This is a genomic window from Arthrobacter castelli DSM 16402 (assembly GCF_000430705.1).
GTDB classification, from domain to species: Bacteria; Actinomycetota; Actinomycetes; order Actinomycetales; family Micrococcaceae; genus Arthrobacter_C; species Arthrobacter_C castelli.
The window spans coordinates 64,250-65,939 of record NZ_KE387202.1 but is presented as its reverse complement, the minus strand read 5'-3'; the positions used below and the strand labels follow the sequence as shown (position 1 = coordinate 65,939).

Annotated in this window: 2 protein-coding genes; both read right to left on the bottom strand. The window is 60.4% G+C overall.

Annotated elements, in window-relative coordinates; genetic code table 11:
- A partial coding sequence (locus H535_RS29465) for a hypothetical protein (RefSeq protein ID WP_035770655.1) occupies positions 1–703 on the bottom strand: 703 nt, incomplete at its 3' end.
- Between the two features lie 444 nt (positions 704–1,147).
- A partial coding sequence (locus H535_RS29770) for a hypothetical protein (protein WP_026821320.1) occupies positions 1,148–1,690 on the bottom strand: 543 nt, incomplete at its 5' end.

Sequence of the window (1,690 nt, the reverse complement as noted above, 5' to 3'; positions counted from 1 at the left end):
CTGTGTTTGCTGGATCGGAGGGATTGTCGCCAAGAAGACCATCCACGACCTCAGCACCCGGCAGCGACCCGCTAGGTGTTGGCTCGCCTGACGCCTTGTCTGACGAACCATTCTCTGTACCAGCGGCAGACGCGCTATCCGATTCGGAAGTGTCAGTCGCGGAAGAACCACCAAGAAGGTCTCCCTCAACCTCAACACCTGCCGAACCCGTCGGCGTGCCATTGGTTTCTTTGTTGATCGAACCCTGGGCAGAGACCCCGCTCTGGCCCGGGTCGTTCTGCCCTGCAGGGGCAGAGACCGCAGTGGGTTCCTGTACCGATTTATCGGCACCATCAGTCTCGAACTCAGGGACCTCGGCCTTATCTGCAGCGTGGCCACCAAGAAGGCCGTCCGCAGTGTTTCCGAGCTTCTCCGAGCCGAGCCTTTTGGCTGATTCATCGGCTGACTGACCGGCATTCGGCGCTGAAGCATTCGCCTCATCACTCTGGCCTGAGGTGCTGTTCTTGCTGGGCTGAGTCGACGACTCGTGCGTCGCCTGAGCCTGCTTGGCAGTCACCTCGGGCCTGTCGGCCTGATCGATATTTTTGACCGGTGTCGGATGCGACGGGCCTGCTTTGACCGGTGTGGGACGCGGCGTGGCGTCTTCAACCGGCGCTGATGGCGTCGAGGCATCTTTACCCGCGGTCGGTGCAGCCTTTTCCACGGCTTGGCCAGGGACTGCCTGACTTGTCGCCGAACGCGTTTCCACAGTGTTCGCCGCTCCCTCAGACGCTTGGTTGGCGTCGGTTGGGACCGGAGTCGACTGTGTACTTGCATCAGACTGAGCCGGAGATTCAGTCGTCCGTTCCGACCCGCCACCTAGGAGGGACGAGACGGAGTTTGTGGCTTTGGAGAGTGCTCCATCGACCGTCCGAACTACTTCGGATACCGGCTTCTGACCATTGTTGTCCTGGACCGGAGGTGGCCCAGTATCTGCATTGGCTGCTCCGGCGCCGAAGACAAGAATGCCGCCGGCGAACAGAGACGCACCTATTGCTCTTTGTATGCTCCTGGGGAGCTTTGTACACACAACGTTCTCCCGTTCTGTATTGGATGTGGCGCGCACGCCACCTAACCTTGCGCCAGTAAGATGACGCCGGTTTACCAATCAGTCCGGGGAACAGCCTGGATCGAAGGAGGGGGCACCGGGCAGACGCCACGCGGCCGAATCCTGATTCGAGCCGCTTCCGATGCCAGGAAGATGAAAAGAGCCGGATTCAAATCCGGCGGCGGCAGAGCCTGAACCGGATCCTCCGCTGCCCCCGCCAAGGCAGCTCGCACCCGCTGCGAAGGATGATGTCGTAGGTGCGAGAACATCTGCCCAGTCTGAAGTGACTGCCTCAGGAGCAGTGGCCTGCACAGTCGCAGTGGCAGTCGAGAGCTCTTGCTCGACGAAGGTGGAGGGCGCCTTTGGCGAGGTCCGCAGATCCATCTGCGGCTTCTGGGTGTGAGCGCGGATCCCGGTTTGCTTCTCCTGGGCACGATCTCCACGCTGGACCAGCTCAAGCGATGAGTCATTCACGCTATCGATTTTGTTGATAGCAATGGCAGCAGACGTTCCTGCCACACCCTCGTCCGAACTAACACCCGTATCCAAAATGAGGGTGACGGTCGCATCCAACACCGGAGCAACAGCCGAATCCAAAACCGG